Annotated in this window: 19 protein-coding genes; 6 read left to right on the forward strand and 13 right to left on the reverse strand. The window is 72.5% G+C overall.

Annotated elements, in window-relative coordinates:
* The first annotated feature begins 4 nt into the window (after positions 1-4).
* Both AB0A65_RS13630 and AB0A65_RS13635 read left to right on the forward strand, forming a co-directional pair.
* On the forward strand, positions 5-1,270 hold the full coding sequence (locus AB0A65_RS13630; RefSeq protein ID WP_359950987.1) for a DUF1343 domain-containing protein: 1,266 nt from the start codon (positions 5-7) through the stop codon (positions 1,268-1,270).
* Between the two features lie 23 nt (positions 1,271-1,293).
* Positions 1,294-3,249: a serine hydrolase domain-containing protein gene (locus tag AB0A65_RS13635; protein ID WP_359950989.1), complete on the forward strand. Its 1,956-nt coding sequence runs from the start codon at positions 1,294-1,296 to the stop codon at positions 3,247-3,249.
* On the opposite strand, the gene AB0A65_RS13640 is transcribed toward AB0A65_RS13635, so the two are convergent.
* Entirely contained in the window at positions 3,203-4,207 is a 1,005-nt protein-coding gene (locus AB0A65_RS13640; RefSeq protein ID WP_359950991.1) for an SDR family oxidoreductase, read from the reverse strand. The two genes, AB0A65_RS13635 and AB0A65_RS13640, sit on opposite strands and share 47 nt — an antisense overlap.
* A gap of 77 nt (positions 4,208-4,284) precedes the next feature.
* Between AB0A65_RS13640 and AB0A65_RS13645 the strand changes: the two genes are divergently transcribed.
* Complete coding sequence (locus AB0A65_RS13645) at positions 4,285-4,938, forward strand: VOC family protein (RefSeq protein ID WP_359950993.1); 654 nt, start codon at positions 4,285-4,287, stop codon at positions 4,936-4,938.
* Between the two features lie 4 nt (positions 4,939-4,942).
* Here the strand turns inward: AB0A65_RS13645 and AB0A65_RS13650 are convergent, their stop codons facing one another.
* A complete protein-coding gene (locus tag AB0A65_RS13650; RefSeq protein ID WP_359950995.1) occupies positions 4,943-5,854 on the reverse strand; it encodes an AraC family transcriptional regulator in 912 nt (303 codons plus the stop codon).
* Between the two features lie 45 nt (positions 5,855-5,899).
* On the opposite strand from AB0A65_RS13650, the gene AB0A65_RS13655 reads away from it, so the two are divergent.
* A complete protein-coding gene (locus AB0A65_RS13655; protein WP_359950997.1) occupies positions 5,900-6,556 on the forward strand; it encodes an NAD(P)H oxidoreductase in 657 nt (218 codons plus the stop codon).
* A gap of 557 nt (positions 6,557-7,113) precedes the next feature.
* Here the strand turns inward: AB0A65_RS13655 and AB0A65_RS13660 are convergent.
* The 5 genes from AB0A65_RS13660 to AB0A65_RS13680 are packed head-to-tail and all read right to left on the reverse strand — an operon-like array spanning position 7,114 to position 8,941.
* The gene (locus tag AB0A65_RS13660) at positions 7,114-7,635 is read right to left on the reverse strand and encodes a DUF6286 domain-containing protein (RefSeq protein WP_359950999.1); all 522 of its coding nucleotides are present in this window, start codon (positions 7,633-7,635) and stop codon (positions 7,114-7,116) included.
* Positions 7,632-7,997, reverse strand: a complete 366-nt coding sequence (locus AB0A65_RS13665) for a hypothetical protein (protein WP_359951001.1) — start codon at positions 7,995-7,997, stop codon at positions 7,632-7,634. The genes AB0A65_RS13660 and AB0A65_RS13665 overlap by 4 nt, the downstream gene beginning before the upstream one ends.
* Positions 7,990-8,166 (reverse strand): DUF2273 domain-containing protein, encoded by a 177-nt coding sequence (locus tag AB0A65_RS13670; RefSeq protein WP_359951003.1) that lies wholly within the window; start codon positions 8,164-8,166, stop codon positions 7,990-7,992. Before AB0A65_RS13670 ends, AB0A65_RS13665 begins: the two co-directional genes overlap by 8 nt.
* Before the next feature lie 3 nt (positions 8,167-8,169).
* The gene (locus tag AB0A65_RS13675; protein WP_359951005.1) at positions 8,170-8,502 is read right to left on the reverse strand and encodes a hypothetical protein; all 333 of its coding nucleotides are present in this window, start codon (positions 8,500-8,502) and stop codon (positions 8,170-8,172) included.
* A gap of 10 nt (positions 8,503-8,512) precedes the next feature.
* Positions 8,513-8,941 carry an Asp23/Gls24 family envelope stress response protein gene (locus AB0A65_RS13680; RefSeq protein ID WP_359951007.1) on the reverse strand — a complete coding sequence of 143 codons (429 nt, stop codon included), beginning with the start codon at positions 8,939-8,941 and terminating at the stop codon, positions 8,513-8,515.
* A 171-nt stretch (positions 8,942-9,112) separates the two neighbouring features.
* Here AB0A65_RS13680 and AB0A65_RS13685 point away from each other — a divergent pair, with 171 nt between their 5' ends.
* Positions 9,113-10,570 (forward strand): glycoside hydrolase, encoded by a 1,458-nt coding sequence (locus tag AB0A65_RS13685; protein WP_359951009.1) that lies wholly within the window; start codon positions 9,113-9,115, stop codon positions 10,568-10,570.
* A gap of 49 nt (positions 10,571-10,619) precedes the next feature.
* Positions 10,620-11,105, forward strand: a complete 486-nt coding sequence (locus AB0A65_RS13690) for a DUF1269 domain-containing protein (protein WP_359951011.1) — start codon at positions 10,620-10,622, stop codon at positions 11,103-11,105.
* 54 nt (positions 11,106-11,159) lie between these two features.
* Here AB0A65_RS13690 and AB0A65_RS13695 read toward each other — a convergent pair whose 3' ends face one another.
* From AB0A65_RS13695 to AB0A65_RS13720, 6 genes are all read right to left on the reverse strand, one after another.
* Positions 11,160-12,236, reverse strand: coding sequence for a cellulose binding domain-containing protein (locus AB0A65_RS13695; protein WP_359951013.1), 1,077 nt, complete (start codon positions 12,234-12,236; stop codon positions 11,160-11,162).
* Positions 12,237-12,296: 60 nt separating this feature from the next.
* Complete coding sequence (locus tag AB0A65_RS13700) at positions 12,297-12,953, reverse strand: GNAT family N-acetyltransferase (protein WP_359951015.1); 657 nt, start codon at positions 12,951-12,953, stop codon at positions 12,297-12,299.
* Complete coding sequence (locus AB0A65_RS13705; protein WP_359951017.1) at positions 12,943-14,442, reverse strand: APC family permease; 1,500 nt, start codon at positions 14,440-14,442, stop codon at positions 12,943-12,945. The genes AB0A65_RS13700 and AB0A65_RS13705 overlap by 11 nt, the downstream gene beginning before the upstream one ends.
* Before the next feature lie 33 nt (positions 14,443-14,475).
* Positions 14,476-15,147 (reverse strand): GPP34 family phosphoprotein, encoded by a 672-nt coding sequence (locus tag AB0A65_RS13710; protein ID WP_359951019.1) that lies wholly within the window; start codon positions 15,145-15,147, stop codon positions 14,476-14,478.
* Between the two features lie 226 nt (positions 15,148-15,373).
* Positions 15,374-15,730: a hypothetical protein gene (locus tag AB0A65_RS13715; RefSeq protein WP_359951021.1), complete on the reverse strand. Its 357-nt coding sequence runs from the start codon at positions 15,728-15,730 to the stop codon at positions 15,374-15,376.
* Positions 15,731-15,811: 81 nt separating this feature from the next.
* Positions 15,812-16,765, reverse strand: coding sequence for a transcriptional regulator (locus tag AB0A65_RS13720; protein WP_359951023.1), 954 nt, complete (start codon positions 16,763-16,765; stop codon positions 15,812-15,814).
* Positions 16,766-16,771: the final 6 nt, after the last annotated feature.

Raw genomic sequence — 16,771 nt, forward strand, 5'->3', positions numbered from 1 at the left:
CCGCATGAAACGCAGGACAGTCATCGGCGGCGCCGTCGCCAGCGGCGCAGTCGCGGGGGCCTCGGTCCTCGCGACCGCCTCCCCCGCCGCCGCGGACCGCGGCGGACGGGCCGTCAGGACCGGCGTGGAAGTCCTGGCCCGCAGCGACTTCCGCGAACTCCGGGGCCAGCGCGTCGGGGTCATCTCGAACCCGACGGGCGTCCTCCCGGACCTGAGCCACGAGGTGGACCTCATGCACGGGAGCGGGAAGGTCGACATCGCGGCGGTCTTCGGGCCCGAGCACGGCTTCCGCGGCGTCTCGCAGGCCGGGGAGGGCGAGGACTTCTTCCTCGACGCGAAGACCGGGCTGCCGGTGTACAACGCGTACAACGACATGGACCGGATGGCGGAGGTGTTCGCCGAGACCGGGATCGAGACGGTGGTCTTCGACATCCAGGACGTGGGCGCGCGGTTCTACACGTACATCTGGACCATGTACCTCGCGATGGAGGCCGCCGGGCAGCTGGGCCTGCGGTTCGTCGTCCTCGACCGGCCCAACCCGGGCTCGGCGCTGGCGGCGAGCGGGCCGGTGCTCCACCCCGAGCACGCGACGTTCGTGGGGCTCAAGCCGATCGCGCAGCGGCACGGGATGACCGTGGGCGAGCTGGCGCGGCTGTTCAACGGCGAGTTCCTCGGCGGCGCGGTGGACCTCACCGTGGTGAAGATGGAGCGGTGGCGCCGGGGCATGTACTTCGAGGAGACGGGGCTGCCGTGGGTGCCGCCGTCGCCGAACATGCCGACGGTCGCGACGGCCGTGGCGTACCCGGGGACGTGCCTGTTCGAGGCGACCGCGCTGTCGGAGGGGCGGGGCACGACGAAGCCGTTCGAGCTGCTGGGGGCGCCGGAGATCGACCACGAGTGGTCGGAGGCGCTGGAGGGGCTGGCGGGCGCTCGTTTCCGCGAAGCGTATTTCACCCCGACTTTCTCGAAATGGTCGGGAAAGGTCTGCGGGGGCGTGGAACTGCAAGTCACCCGAAGGGATGAATTCGATCCGATCAGGACGGCGCTGGCGATGATCGTCGCGCAGCGGCGGGCCTTCCCGCAGTACGGCTGGCGGTCACAGGACGTGACGTCGTTCTGGCTGGACAAGCTCACGGGGAACCAGGCCGTGCGCCTGGCGATCGAGGCCGGCGCGGACGTGGACGAGGTCACGCCGCTGTGGGCCGAGGAATTGGATGCGTTTTCCGAGCAAAGAGAGTCGTACTTGCTCTATCGCAGCACCGCTCAGTGATGGCACGATAACCAGGAGACACGATGCAGCGTCGAACCATGCTCGGGGGCGCGGCGGGGGCGCTGTGGTCGGCGTTCGCGCTCGGCTCCCGCGCCAACGCCGAGGAGCGCCCCTCCATGCCCGATCTGACCGGTCCGCCGAGCGCTGGGCCGTACGATGTGACCTTCCCCGAACATCCGCTGGAACTGCGGTACGGGCCTTGCTCAGAAGCGCGGTTGACCGCCGCGCACGTCGACCTCATCACGCCGCAGCTTAAGTCCTATATGGAGGGTTCTGCCCCCTCGTTCCCCGGCTTCACGGTCCTCGCCGCGCGCCATGGCGTGGTCGTCGCGCACGAGGCCGGGGGCCACCGGCTCCGCTACTCCGGGTGGGACGACGAGACCGAGACCGCCGTCGAGCTGCCGGAGGCCGACCGGCTCCCGGCCGAGACCGGCACGGTCTACGACCTCGCCTCGATCTCGAAGCTGTTCACCGCCACGGTGACCGGCCGGCTCATCGACGACCACGTGGTGGACCTGAAGCTGCCCGTCGTCGACTACCTCCCCGAGTTCGACTCCCTCGACCCGGCGAAGTCCCCCATCACGCTGGAGATGCTGCTGTCGCACACCTCCGGGATGATCTCCTTCATCAACCTGTACGACAAGCCCGACGACGCCGCGCGGATGGCCGCGATCTTCGCGCAGCCGCTGCGCCGCGCCCCCGGCTCGGGCTACGAGTACTCCGACCTCAACCTCATCGTCCTCGGCAAGATCCTGGAGCGCGCCACCGGCCAGGGCCTCGCCGAACTCGTCGCCGAGTTCGTATGCGAACCCCTGGGGCTCAAGGACACCGGGTACAACCCGGTGGACCGGATGCGCACGGCCGCGACGGAGTACCAGCCGTGGACGGGCCGCGGCACCGTCCACGGGGAGGTCCACGACGAGAACGCCTGGGCGTTCGGCGGCGTCGCCGGGCACGCGGGCGTGTTCGCCACGGCCTGGGACCTGGCGGTGTTCGGGCAGATGATCCTCAACGGCGGCCGCTACGGCGACGCCGAGATCCTCTCCGAGTCCACCGCGCGCATGGTCTTCACCGACATGAACGCCGGGATGGGCGAGGCCGCCGCGCGCGGCCTCGGCTGGCAGCTCGGCCAGCGCTGGTACATGGACGCGATGAGCTCCCCGGTCACGGTGGGGCACACGGGGTACACGGGCACGTCGATCGTGCTCGACCCGCTCGCGGGCACGCTGCTGGTGCTCATGACGAACCGGGTCCACCCGACGCGCAACCGCGGCACGGCCAGCGCCTACCGGCGGGCGGCCTCGCGGCCGCTGGGCCGGGCGGTGCCGGTGCGGCCCGAGCGGGGCCGCGACTCGTGGTACGCAGGCCAGGTCGACGCCTCGACGGCGACGCTGACCGCGGTGCTGCGGCGCTCCAGCGACTGCGCGACCGCGCGGTTCTCCCTCTGGTACGACACGGAGGCCACGGACCTGGCGGTCCTGGAGGCGAGCCCGGACGGGACGGTGTGGACGGCGGTGCCGCTGGACCTGCGGACCGAGGACCACTGCTGGCGGACCGAGGGCGCGTTCTCGGGGTACTCGGGGCGCCAGTGGATCGACGCGAAGGCGACGCTCCCGGACGGCACGGCCCGGTTGCGCTGGCGGTACACGTCCGACCCGGTGTACCAGGGCCGGGGCGTGTACGTCGACGAGGTCGAGGTGCGCGAGGGCCGCGCCGTCCTGTGGGAGGGCGACGACTTCGAGGCGGTCGGCTGGAGTCGGCAGAGGGATTTAGGGGGTGTCCGGGGATTCCCGGCGAGTCGGTATCCGAGTCCGTTCGTTCGCTCGCAAGGCGGAAGGCCCTCCGAATACCGGGGTTGTATTCGGAGGGCCGACAACGAAGCGAGCGGGCGAACGGGCCGGATAACGGCCGCCCGGAATCCCCGGACACCCCCTAAGGCATGGGGTGGGGCGCGTAGCGGTCGGCGAGCCAGTCCATGACCTTGTCGCGCTCCGCGTCGACCACCTGCTGCTCGGGGTGGGCGTCGTACCAGGCGACCACCTCGCGCGCGCCCAGCTTGAAGGGCGTGGGGCGCTGCCCGAACGCGGGCACGAGGCGCTTGACCTTGGTGTTGTCGAAGACCATCGAGTGGGCCTTGTCGCCGAGGAGGCCCGGGCCCCAGCCCGGGTCGGCGGCGGCGATCGCGTCTGAGGGGACGTGGACGAGGTGCGGCTCGTCCACTCCGGCCGCGGCGGCCACGTGCTGGAAGATCTGGTTCCAGGTGGGGGCCTCGTCGCCGGTGATGTGGAACGCCTCGCCGATCGCGGCGTCCAGGCCGAGGAGCCCGGTGAAGCCGACGGCGAAGTCGCGGGCGTGCGTGATGGTCCACAGCGAGGTGCCGTCGCCGTGGACGACGACGGGCTTCCCGGCGCGCATGCGCTCGACCACGGTCCAGCCGCCGTCGAAGGGCAGCAGGGTCTCGTCGTAGGTGTGGGAGGGCCGGATGATCGTGGCGGGGAAGCCGTCCTCGCGGTAGGCGGCGGTGAGGAGGTCCTCGCAGGCGATCTTGTCGCGCGAGTACTGCCAGAACGGGTTGCGCAGGGGCGTGGACTCGGTGACCGGCAGGTGCGTGGGCGGGGTCTGGTAGGCGCTCGCGGAGGAGATGAACAGGTACTGGCGGGTGCGCCCGGCGAACAGCTCGATGTCGCGGCGGACCTGCTCGGGGGTGAACACGACCCAGTTGACGACGGCGTCGAAGGTCCGGTCGCCGATCGCCTCGCGCACGGAGGCGGGGTCCGAGGCGTCGGCGGTGAGGACCTCGGCGCCTTCGGGGACGGCGCGCTCGCTGGTGCGGCCGCGGTTGAGGACGGTGACGTCGAGGCCCTGGGCGAGGGCCTCGCGCACGCAGGAGGTGGAGATCCGGCCGGTCCCGCCGATGAACAGCACGCTGACGCTCACGTGAAACCCCTTTCAGTTGACGACGGTCCCACCCTACTCGTGGGCGGATGTCGGACCCGCGGGTTACGGTGACCGGCATGGACGGGATGCTGAGCCCGAAGGGCTTCCAGGAGGCCGACGCGAGCGGCCGGTGGCGGGTCCTCGGGGACGGCGCGTGCGCGTTCTTCAGGACCGGGTCGATGCGCGAGGCCGCCGAGTTCGCGGCGGCCGTGGCGGACCTGCCGGGCGCGGGACCGCACCGGCCGGACCTCGACCTGCGGTCGGAGGGGGTGACGGTCCGGCTCGTCGCGGTGGAGCCGGACTTCTGGGGCCTCACGGCCCGGGAGGTCGCACTCGCCCAGGACATCTCGGCCGTGGCCGACGGGCTGGGACTGGAGTCGGACCCCTCACGGCTCCAGTCGGTCCAGGTGGCGGTCGACGCGATGTCGCACCCGGAGGTGATCCGGTTCTGGAAGGCCGTCCTCGGGTACGACGAGCGGGGCGAGGAGGACCTGGCGGACCCGCTGGGGCGCAACGCGCCGTTCTGGTTCCAGGAGATGGACGCGCCGCGCCCGCAGCGCAACCGCATTCATGTGGACGTGTTCCTGCCGCACGACCGGGTGGAGGCGCGCCTCGCGGCGGCGCTGGCCGCCGGGGGCGTGATGGTGCGGGACCGGTCGCCGCACTGGTGGGTGGTGGCGGACCCGGAGGGCAACGAGGCGTGCGTGTCGACGCTCGGGACGCGGGACTAGGACTTCAGGCGGGCTGGGCGGCGCGGAAGGCCCTGGGGCTCATGCCCTGGAGGCGCTTGAACGCGGTGCTGAACGCGAACGGGTCCGCGTAGCCGACCTGCCTGGCGACGGCCGACACGGGGATCTCGGGGTCGGCGAGCAGGTCTTCGGCGAGGGACATGCGCCATTCGGCGAGGTAGCCGAGCGGCGGGCGGCCCATGACGGCCGTGAAGCGCTTCGCGAAGTGCGCGCGGGAGACCCGGGCCTCGGCGGCGAGCGCGTCCACGGTCCAGCGGACCGCGGGGTCGCGGTGCATGGCCTCGATCGCGGGCCCGGTCACGGGGTCGAGGACGCCGCGGTACCAGGCCGGGGCGTCGGCGCCCTGGAGGTCGAACCAGCAGGAGAGCGTGCAGACCAGGCCCCAGTCGAGGACGCGGTCCACGAGGGCGCCGCCGCCGGGGCCGCCGCTGCGGGCCAGGGCGTCGTCGAGGGCGCTGAACCACAGGACGTCCTCCTGCTCGTCGTCGAGGACGAGCGCCTCCGGGAGGGTCCGCAGGAGCCTGCGGTGCCGGGGCCGCAGGTCGCGGTAGGCGCCGACGACGAGCGCGGTCGGGCCGTGCGGGTCGCGCTTGGGCTCGCAGTCGGCGTCGGGGTCGAAGCACGAGACGAGGTAGGCCGGGCCGGTCGCGCCGGGCGGGGCGTCGCAGTCGACGAGGTGGAACGGCTCCGTGTCGCGCACGAGCGCGGTGGAGCCGGCCCGGAGCGGATGCTCGGCGCCGTCGGCGAGGACGAGGCGGGCGCCGCCGTGGACGACGGTGAGGAGCGTCAGCGGGGCGCGGTCGGGGAAGCCGATGCGCCAGCCGGGTTCGAGCCCCGCGCGGGTGACGGAGGCGCCGTCGGCGCGGATGCCGCGGAGCATGTCGCTCAGAGGGTCCATGGCCGCAAGGATAGACGATCGCAAAGGTATCGGCCGGTCTGGTCCATGGTCCGTCTACTCGCGGTCGGGTGTACTTGGCCCATGAGCGAAACCGAACCCACCGCACTCGTCGTCTACGGCCACCACCGCGCCGACTCCTTCACCGCCGCCGTCGCCGAGCGGGCCGCGAAGCGGCTCGCCGGCCGCGGCTATCGCGTCGACCTCCTCGACCTGGAGCGCGAGGGCTTCGACCCGCGCAACAGCGTCGCGGACGAGCCGGACTACGGGAACCGCGACAAGCGCTACAGCGACGAGGTCCACGCCCACGTCGCCCGCGTCCACGCCGCCGACGTGATCGTCACGGTGTTCCCGGTGTGGTGGTTCGGGCTGCCCGCGCTGCTCAAGGGGTGGTTCGACCGGGTATGGAACTACGGGCTGGCGTACGGGCGCAGCAAGTCCCCGATGGCGGGGAAGCGGATGCTGTGGATCGGGCTCGCGGGCCTGCCCGAGGACGACCCGCTCTCGCCGCTCGTGCGCGGGTTCCTCGACGGGCCGCTGCGCGTGGGCGTCTCGGAGTACTGCGGCGTCCCCGGCGCGCACACGCTCGCGTTGTACGACAGCGAGGGACAGGACTTGGAGGGCGAAGCGCGGGAGCGGCACTTCCGGGAGTTGTTCGCGCGAGCCGAGGCGGCCGTGGACACGTTGCTCGACGCTTCGCGGTAAGTGGACGCGGGGCGTGCGGCGGCGGCCGGGGCGCCTCGGGCCGTCCACGAGGACGCGCACGGCGACCTCGCCGTCGGGGAACGCGGCCGCGACGGACTCGGCGACACTCCCGGCGGCGTTGACGAGGGACTCCCCGTCGGCACGCGGGTCGATGTGGGCCCGCAGTTCGATGAGCTGGCCGCCGCGCACCGCGAAGCGGCGGCTGGCGACCCGGTCCACGGGCGCGGCCCGTTCGAGGTCGGCGCGCAGGCGCGGGGCGACCGAGCGCACGTCGAGGTCGATCCGGTCGGCCCCGGTGGAGGACAGTGCGACGCGGCCCTCGGCGGGGCGCGGGAGGCGCGCGAGGAGCCACCACAGGGCGAGCACGGCGAGGACGACGGCGGCGCCGAGCGCGGTCCACGCGAACCAGTCGGCGTCCACCACCTCGTTCACCTGCGCGGTGTCGAGGCGGGTCCAGATCCCGGCGAGGTCGAAGCGCCAGTCGAGGACCGCGGCGCCCGCGGCCAGGAGCAGCAGGCCGATGACGGCGGCGGCGGGGCGGTCGATCGCGGGTCGCCTCATCGGGCTCCCTCCTTGGCCTGCACGGACACCTCGATCTCGGCGAGGCCGCCGAGGCGCGTGCCGACCGATTCGAGGATGTCGGCGATGGCGGCCTCGTTGCCGGGCGCGAGCAGGGCCTTGACGCGGAGGCGGCGGCGCCGCATCTCGGTGGCGGCGTTGAGGACCCCGGGAGCGCGCTCGGCCGCGTCGGCGGCGACCGCCTCGACGGCGGCGGGCGTGACCCACAGGTCGCCGGGGCCGTCGGCGTGCAGGTGGGAGCGGCGGGCCGGGAGGAACGCGGCGACGAGGAACCACAGGCCGAGCAGCGCGGCGGCGATGCCGCCGGCGAGGACCCACGTGGACGGCTCCCGGTCGTCAAGGGCCGCAATGGCTTCGCCGAGCCAGGAGGCGGCGGAGGTCCAGCCGCGCGCGGCGGCGGCGTGCTGGGCGAGGAGCGCGGCGAACGCCAGGAGCAGGAGCGCGCCGAGGACGGCGAGCCAGGAGGCGGCGGGGCTGCGGCGCGGTTCGCGGAGCTTCATCGGACCCTCCGCGGCGCCTGCTCGGGGGCGTCGACCAGGTGGACGCCCACGTCGAGGGCGACCACGTCGTACCCGGTGATGCGGGCGGCCTCGGCGCGCACGCGGGCCGTCAGGTCCCGGGCCGTCGCGGAGACGGGGCCGGGCCAGGCGACGCCGACGTCGAGGCGGGCCCAGATCCGGCCGTGCTTCACGGTGGCCTTGGCCTTGGGGCGCTTGGACTTCGCGGTGCCCTCGCAGGCGAGCGCGGCGCCTTCGAGGATGCGGGCCACGGCGGCGTCGGCGAGGTGCAGGCTACCGCGCTCCCCCGGCGGCCGGTCGGCGCCGGAGCCGGGGAGGTCGGCGAGCGCGAAGTCCTCAGTCACGGCGGCCTCGGAAGCGGTCGAACAGGTCCACTTCGCCGCTGAGCTTGCCCGCGACGGCGAACCCGACGGCGCCGAGGACCACGGCGAGGAGGAACCCGGTGAAGCCGCCGTTGATGACGGCCAGCGCCAGCAGGAGCCCGGCCACGAGGCCGGCGAAGGAAGCCTTCATTGGTCATTCCCCTTTGTTCGCAACGGGAGCGGTGTCGTCCGCTGCGGCGGTGTCTGCGGTGGTGAGGTCCTCGATGACGACGGTGACGGCGCGTCCCGCGGCGAGCGGGGCGACGGCGGTGCGGATCGCGGCGGCCGCGGCCGGGATGTCGGTGCCCCAGGACACGGTCGCGTGGACCTCGCACTCGGTGTCGCCGAGCCGCAGGCCGGGGACGCGGCGGCCGGGGAGGAGGACGGCGGTCCCGTGGTGGAGGCCGGTCACGCCGGGCACGGCCAGGACGGCGTCGGCGATGGCGTCGACGCCCGCGGCGAAGTCCTCGGCGGCCACGGCGGTCACTCGGCTGTCCTCACTCAACCCTCGGGTCGCCTTCGGGCTCGGCGTCGGGGTCGTCCAGGCGCACGTCGTGGACGGTGATGTTGACTTCGGTGACTTCGAGGCCGGTCATGCGCTCGACGGCGTCGACGACGTTGCGGCGCACGCCCGCGGCGAGGTCGGCGATGGCGATGCCGTACTCGGCGACCACGTCGAGGTCCACGGCGGCCTGGCGCTCGCCCACTTCGACCGAGACCCCCTGGCCGTAGTTGGTGCGCGAGCCGGGGATGCGCTCGCGCAGGGCCCCGACGGTGCGGCTGCCGGAGCCGCCGAGCTGGTGGATGCCGTCGACTTCGCGGGCGGCGATGCCCGCGATCTTGGCGACCACCTGGTCGGCGATGACGGTCCGGCCCTGGTCGCTCGCGAGCGGCCCGGCGTCCTCGGTCTTGGTCTTCTCCGGCATCGCTGACCTCCCGGTTCGCAGTGGCCTCCCACCGTCGCACAGAACGGAAGGGGTTGTCGCGGAAAGCGGGGAACCGGGGCGGGACCGCTTTTTCTCATGCTTAATCGAAGGAGTTGACTTTATCGATCGGCGCTGCGATCATCGAAGAACCTCGATGTATTGGAGGGCGCCATGCGCCGCCGCACACTCTTCACCGCCGCCGGGACGGGGGCGCTCGCCGCGGGCGCGGTCCCCTCGGCCGCGCGGGCCGACTACACGACCGCCGTCAACCCCGCGACGACGTGGGGCACCTGGGAGGGCTGGGGCACCTCGCTGTGCTGGTGGGGCCGGGCCTTCGGGAACCGGAACGACCTCGCCGACCTCATGTTCACGCGCAACAACGTCACGTACAACGGGGCCTCGCTGCCGGGCCTGGGCATGAACATCGTCCGCTACAACGCGGGCGCGTGCTCCTGGAACTCGATCAACGGCGAGTCCATGGTGGTCTCGCCCAACATGATGCGCTCGCGGCAGATGGACGGGTACTGGCTCGACTGGAACTCCAGCGACCCGGCCTCGGCGAGCTGGAACTGGAACGTCGACAGCGCACAGCGCAACCTCATGTGGAAGGCCCGCGACCGCGGCGTGAACCTGTTCGAGCTGTTCTCGAACTCGCCGATGTGGTGGATGTGCGTCAACCACAACCCCTCCGGCGGCTCCAGCGGGAGCGCCGACAACCTCCAGTCGTGGAACCGCCAGCAGCACGCCGTGTACATGGCCACCGTGGCGAAGTACGCGCACGACAACTGGGGCGTGGACTTCGACTACGTGGACCCGTTCAACGAGCCGATCGCGAACTGGTGGACGGCTACCGGGACGCAGGAGGGCTGCCACTTCAACGTGGCGACCCAGTCGGTCGTCATCGACCACCTGCGGGCCGAGCTGGACGCGCGGGGGCTGTCGTGGATGCCGATCACCGCCTCCGACGAGTCGCTGTACGACCAGGCCGTGAGCACCTGGAACGGGCTCACCTCCTCGGCGAAGGGGAAGGTCGCGAAGGTCAACGTCCACGGCTACCAGTACGAGGGCGGGCGCCGCGACTCCGTGTACAGCGCCGTCAGCGCGGCCGGGAAGCGCCTGTGGAACTCCGAGTACGGCGAGAACGACGGCACGGGGCTGCGCCTGGCCCGCAACATCAACCTGGACTTCCGCTGGCTCCACCCGACCGGCTGGTGCTACTGGCAGGTCCTCGACGGCGGCGGCTGGGGCCTGGTCCAGGCCGACAACGAGGCCGGGACGCTCGGCGCGGTCAACACCAAGTACTTCGTGTACGCCCAGTACGCGCGGCACATCCGCCCCGGGATGACCATCATCGACGGCGGCGAGGCGAACACGATCGCCGCGCACGACGCGGCCTCGGGGAAGCTCGTCATCGTCACCACCAACTACGGGACGGCGCAGACCGTCACGTACGACCTGTCGGCGTTCGGCACCGTCCCCAACGGCACGGCCGTGCGCTGGTCGACGCAGACCGGCGGGTCCGAGCGGTACGCGCGGTACACCGACACGACGGTCGCCTCGAAGCGGTTCTCGCGGGCGTTCCCGGCGAACACCGTCATGACGTTCGAGATCGAGGGCGTGCGCCGCTGATTCGGGCGTTCGCGCGCCGTGCGCGGCTCCGCGCCCATAGGTTGTGGGGGTGACCGAAGGGAGCGGAGCCGTGGACAGCCCCGAACGCCTCTTCGTCCTCGCCTACCCCGACGCCGCGACCGCCGAGGCCGCGCGCGACCGGCTCCTGGAACTCCAGCGGCCCGAGCACATCACCATCAGGGACCTCGCCGTCGCCGAGAACCGCGACGGGAGGATCAGGCTGCGCCAGTACCGCAACAACACCGCCATCGGCCTCGCCGTCGGCGGCATGTGGGGCGGCCTCATCGGCCTCCTCGTCTTCGCACCCTTCGTGGGCATGGCCCTCGGCGCCGCCGCGGGCGCCGTCGGCGGCGCCCAGACCGACACGGGCATCGACGACGAGTCCATGAAGACCCTCGCCCAGCACCTCACTCCGGGGGCGGCCGCGCTCTTCGTCCTCGAAGAGGGCGCCTCCCGGGACCGCATCGTGGAGGACCTCGCGTCCTTCGGCGGCACCCTCCTGGACGATCCGCTCGAACGACGCCCGCTCAAGTGACGCGCCAACGGCGCCGGGCCCTTTCGGGTCTGGCGCCGTTGGCGTTGGGGTGCTTTACGAGAGGACCTGGTCGAGGGCCTCGAACCAGTTGGCGGCGAGTTTGACGTAGCCGTCCTCGTCGGGGTGGACGCCGTCGTAGGTGTCGACCGAGGGGACCCAGCCGGTGTGCTGGTCGACCACGACGATCGGGGACTGTGCGGTGGACAGGCCCGCGGCCCAGGCCGGGATCTGGGCGTTGAAGTCGATCGTGCGCTGCGGGCAGTCGGCGCAGTTGCTCGGGGCGAGCGGGATGAGCTGCGCCGCGAGGATCACCGCGTCGGGGTTGAGCTCGCGCAGGTCTTCGACGATGGTCGTGTACGCGGCGAGGATGGTCGCGGGCGGGATCGAGGACCAGACGTCGTTGGTGGCGAAGTGCAGCAGGAGCACGTCGGGCGTGTTCTGCTCCAGCCAGCCGCGCACGCTGCCGTTGTTCACCGACTGGGTGACGAGGAAGCCGCCGTGGCCCTCGTGGTCGGGGTCGGAGCCGGCCGGGTTGCACGCCTGGGAGAGCGAGCCGACGAAGTCCACGTCGTACCCGGCGGTGTCGAGGAGCTGCCACAGGTTCCCGCGCCAGCAGCCGGGGCTGCCGGTGATGGAGTCGCCGAGGGGCATGATCCGCACGGCCTCGCCGGGCGGGTCGGTCGGGTCGTCGGTGGTGGGCGGGTCGGTCGGGTCCACTTCGCCGTCGCACAGGTCGCCGTTGATCGAGACCCCGGTGGGGGCGGCGGTGCTGCCGGAGCCGATGAAGCCGAAGACCTCGCGGGTCTGCCCGGCGGCGACGGTGCCGTTCCAGCCGACGTCGGAGCCCGAGAAGGTGCGCCCGCTCTGGGTCCACGAGACGTTCCAGGCGCTGGAGACGGTGGTCCCCGCCGGGAACGTCCACTCGACGTCCCAGCCATTGTTGATCGCCTCGCCCGCGGTGATCGCGACGTTGGCCTGGAAGCCCGAGCCCCAGCTGCTGACGACGGTGTACCGGACCTCGCAGCCGTCCTCGGCGAGTGCCAGGTCCGCCGGGCCGAGGGCCAGTGCCACCGCTCCGAGGGCCGTCGCGGCCGCGGCCGCGAGGGCGGTGATCTTGCGTCTCAATCGCATGCAAAGCTCCTTCACCGGACTCCGGGAACTGAGGGAGCGCTCCCAGACACGATGGGAAGATCATACCGAACCAGGCTTTGTATAGTCAAGTGTGTCAATATTTGCCGGTGAGGACGGCGGCGGACCCGGAGGCCCGCCGCCGCCGCATAAGGCTTGCGGCTCGCGCCACATCGGATAGAGGAACGGCCCGCCGTCCTCCAGCCCGTACCGCTCCCCCAGCGGCTCGTACCCGAGCGTCCCGTACAGGCGCGCGGTCTCGGGCGAGACCGCCTCCAGGTACGCGGGGATGCCGTCCCGGTCGAGCACCCGGTGGTGGCGGCGCAGCATCGCCGAGGCAATCCCGTTGCCGCGCTTGGCCTCACGCACCCCGACCAGCGCCACGTAGTGGTGCGGGACGTCGGGGTGGTGGTCCTCCATCACCTGGTCCAGGTGCCGGAACCGGTCCACGACCGGCCCGCACGCCTCGGCCAGGCGCTCGTCGTAGCCGGGGATCGGCGGCGCCCCGGCCGTGTGGTCGAACCACACGACCGCGCCGTCGAGGTCCCCGGAGGTGACGACCCCGCCGTGCCCGAGCGCGTGCTCCACGAGCAGCTCGAACTGGCCCCGGACCGCCTTGCGGCGCTCCTCCGGGTCGCCGGAGAGCCAGCGGGCCGTGGGGAGCTCGTTGAACTCGTCGGCGAGCATCGCCGCCACGGCGCCGTACGCGCTAACGCTCACTCGCGGCCCCCACGGGCACGGCGGCCCGCTCGGCCGCCTGGACCAGCGGCGCCTTCGCGCCGTGGCCGATCCCGGCGTACACCTCGGGCCGGGCGCGCTTGAGGAACAGGCCCCAGCCCGCGCCCAGGAGCGCCAGCACCGCGAACACGATCGGCACGAGCTTCGGCAGCAGCGAGCCCTTCTCGACGCCCAGGAGCGTGTGGAAGTGGATGACCGACAGGTACATGACCCCGGCCATCGCCAGGACCGCCAGCACCGGCGCGATCCGCGCGGCCCACGCCGACTCGTCGCGCCGATCCCGCGCGAAGTAGACGATGACCGCGATGCCGCACGTCAGGATCAGCGCGATGAGGCCGATGCCCGAGGCGGTGCCGAGGTAGTAGAACAGGTGGACCACCGGGTCGAGGCCGAGCACGGCCCACAGGACGATGACGAGGCCGCCGGCGACGGTCTGCGTGGCCGAGGCGGCGACGGGGGCGCAGGTGCGCACCGAGGTGCGCCCCAGCCACGAGAACACGACCTGCTCGCGGCCCAGCGCGAACAGGTACCGCGCGGTCGTGTTGTGGAAGCTCAGGGCCGCGGCGGTGACCGAGGTGAGCAGCAGGATCCGGCCGACCGTCTCCCACACTGGGCCGAGCTGGTCCCCGGCGAGGCTGAACATGAGGTCGAAGTCGGCGGTGGCGGCGGCGACCACGTTGTCGTCGCCCGCGGCCGTGATGATCGACCACGACGAGACGATGTAGATGAACGCGAGGATGAGGACCGTGGCGATCGTGGCGCGGGCCACGGTCCGCTTGCGGTCGCGGGCCTCCTCGCCGTAGACGGTGGGCGACTCGAACCCGATGAACCCGATGACCGCGAGGGCGAGCACGGCCCCGGCGGCCTCGCCGCTCAGGGCGGTCGGCGAGAACGCGCCGAACGAGACCCCGTCCGCGGCGTTCGCGAAGTTGGAGACGCTGAACACCAGGACGACCGCGACCTCGACGGTGAGGAGCACCGCCAGGACCTTGGCGTTGATGTCGACCGCGCGGGTGCCGAGGAGGCCGACCAGGAGCCAGGCCACGAGCGCGAAGGCCCACCACGGCAGGTCGAGCCCGATCGAGGCGAACAGGCCCTGGGCGACGTAGCCCAGGTAGCCGTAGAGGCTCACCTGGAGGGCGCAGTAGGAGGTGGCGGCGACCCACGCGGCGGCGACGCCCGGGATGCGGCCGAGGCCGCGGGCGACGAACGCGTACATGGCGCCCGCGTTGGCGATGTGGCGGGCCATCGCGGTGTAGCCGACGCTGAACAGCAGCAGGGAGGCCGCGATGATGACGTACCCGAGCGGGATGCCGATCTGGCCGGCCACGGCGAACATGACGACGACGCCTCCGGCGATCACGGTCAGCGGGGTCGCGGCGGTGAGCGAGAAGTGGAGGAGGCTGAGCGTTCCGAGCTTGTCGCGGGCCAGTGCGGACTGGACCGCGCTCGCGGGTGAGGGAGCGGACATGGGGTGGTGACTCCTTATCGTTCGGGCACTTGCTTAGAGGTTGCCGGTGATGGCGGTGTCCGCCACGGCGGCGGTGAGGTGCCCGCGGATCGCCTGGAGCGGCGCGGGCAGCACCCGCAGATGGCCCTCGGCGTATTCGCGCGCGCCGGAGGGCATCTGGGAGTACAGCGACTTCGACAGGCCGACGGACTCGGTGAGCGCGAGGAGGAACGCGTCGAGCAGGGGCATTCGTCGGTCCATCGAGGACAGGTAGCGGCGCAGCCGGGCGAGCGGCGCCTGCGCGATGAGGGCGTCGGCCGCGTCGTAGGTGGTCTGCACCTTGCCGAGCCAGCGGCTGCGCTGCTCCCCGCGGATCATGAGCCCGGCCACGACCATGTGCTCGGCGGTCTTGGTCTGGGTGTCGCTGATGGCCAGGTACTCCAGCCATTCGGGCACCGCGAGGCTCGCGGGTTCGCCTTGCACGAGTTCGCTCAGCCACAGCCCCAAGGAGTCCCGCGGCGGGCCGCCGCGCTTCTCGGCCAGGACGAAGTCCTTGCCTTCATGGGGCCTGACCGCCAGGTGGCCCGAGAACACCAGCTCCGCCAGCAGCGCGGCGCCGAGCGCCAGGCCGATGACGCGCGGGGCGACCGCGGGCTTGTAGAAGTCGTGGTAGGCGGTGATGAGGAACGCGTCGTACACGAGCCGGGGGGTGGGCGCGTCGGGCACCGGGAGTGATCCTTCCAGTACAGGAGCATTCGATCGGATTATGATACGGTCACGCTTTTTCGGGGTTCATATCGGTATTCCGACTATTTCACCGCTGCTAGAGCGCCCGTCGGTCTTTTGCGCGCTCCAGCCCGTGGGCAGCCCGAACGCGCCGAAGCTCCGCACCATTTGGACGGTGCGGAGCTTCTGGTGATTCGCGGCTATTGGGGCCCTTGGGAAGCGCGGGCTACCCGATGACGTCGCAGTAGGGGCGGACGGTCTCGACGACCGTGGGGCCCTCGGCCTCCTCGACGCCGAACAGGGACGCGGCGTCGCGCGCGAGCTGCTCCTCGTCGGCGCCGTCGGCCGCCGACTCGCACAGCTGCCGTGCGCCGTCGACGATCTCGGTGGCCGTGACGTCGGGGGCGAGCTCCTGGAGGTCCCCAGCGAGTCCGGTCGGGAAGTCGCCCGCGAGGTCCTGGATGGAGTCCTCCAGGTTCGGCGCCGAGGGCGTCTCGATGGGCAGTTCGACTTCGCCGCAGGCGGAGAGCGCCAATGCGGAACCGAAGGCGAGTGCGAGCGCGGCGATGGTCCGTCGTGCCATGTGAACTGCTCCTTTGCGGTGGCTTGCGGCCACGGTACCAACGGATCGGGCGTTTCCCGAGGCGCTCGGCGATGGGTTCGGTCACAGGGACGCGGCGGCGAAGCGGGTCGCGAGGTGGGCGAAGGCGCGGGCGAGCTCGGAGGGCCGGGCGGCCTCGATCCCGGCGTCGAAGCGGCCGAAGGACGCGGCGAGCGCGGGCCAGGACCAGGAGCCGAGGGCGACGCGGCAGCGGTCGGGGCCGAGGGCCTCCACGCGGCCGTCCTCCAGGAACGGGGCGACGGTGTCGGCGGACCGCAGGAGCACCGCCTCGCCGCGGCAGGGCCATTCGGGCGTGCCGTCGGCGCCGCGAAAGCGGGCCTGGAGGTACGCGGCGACGTCGCCGCCGGGGAGCGGGCGCGGGGTGAAGCGTGGCCCGGCGGGGGTGCGGGGCGCGATGCGGTCGACGCGGAAGACCCGCCAGTCGCGGCGGTCGAGGTCCCAGGCGACGAGGTACCAGTGGTCGTTCCAGGTGGCGAGGTGGTGGGGCTGGGTGCGGCGGATTCCCTTGTCGCCGCTGCCGTTGGAGGAGTAGTCGAAGCGCAGTTCCTCGCGGTCGCGCACGGCCGCGGCGAGGGCGAGCAGGACCTCCGTGTCGATCGGGGCCGGGCGGGGCCCGCGGGGCACGGCGGCGACCTGGACGGCGTCCACGCGGCGGCGCAGGCGCGGGGGCAGGACCTGCCGGACCGTGGCGAGCGCGAGGGCGGCGGCGTCCTCCATGCCGGTGCCCGCGGCGGTCCGGAGGGCGACGGCGAGGGCCACGGCCTGCTCGTCGTCGAACAGGAGCGGCGGGAGGGCCGAGCCGGGTTCGAGCCGGTAGCCGCCGTGGGGGCCGCGGACGGCGGTGATGCGGTAGCCGAGGTCGCGGAGGCGCTCGACGTCGCGGCGGACCGTGCGCTCGCTGGCGCCGAGGCGGTCCGCCAGCGCCGGGCCGGTCCAGTCGGGGCGGGTCTGGAGGAGCGCGAGCAGGCGGAGGGTCCGCGACGAGGTTCCGGTCATGGGTCC

It is taken from the genome of Glycomyces sp. NPDC047010, assembly GCF_040644205.1.
Lineage (GTDB): Bacteria > Actinomycetota > Actinomycetes > Mycobacteriales > Micromonosporaceae > Glycomyces.